Source organism: Staphylococcus caeli, assembly GCF_051413795.1.
In the GTDB taxonomy this organism is placed as follows: domain Bacteria; phylum Bacillota; class Bacilli; order Staphylococcales; family Staphylococcaceae; genus Staphylococcus; species Staphylococcus caeli_A.
The window spans coordinates 1-203 of record NZ_JBOIRQ010000061.1 but is presented as its reverse complement, the minus strand read 5'-3'; the positions used below and the strand labels follow the sequence as shown (position 1 = coordinate 203).

Below are 203 nucleotides of genomic sequence, written 5' to 3'. Positions count from 1 at the left end.
TAAAGGCGATGAAAATATCGTTGTAACAGCAACAGATAAAGATGGAAACGTGTCAGGTGAAGCAACAACAACAGTTACGGATACAACAGCACCAGAAGCACCAACGGTGAATGACGTAACAAGTGACGACACACAAATTTCAGGCACAGCAGAACCAGGCTCAACAGTAACAGTAACGTTCCCAGATGGAACAACAGGTACAG

At 44.3% G+C, this 203-nt stretch carries 1 protein-coding gene; it reads left to right on the top strand.

The genetic code is table 11. The features are described from left to right. The coding region (locus ACSULM_RS12540) for an Ig-like domain-containing protein (protein WP_436863137.1) at positions 1-203 on the top strand (203 nt) is incomplete at both ends.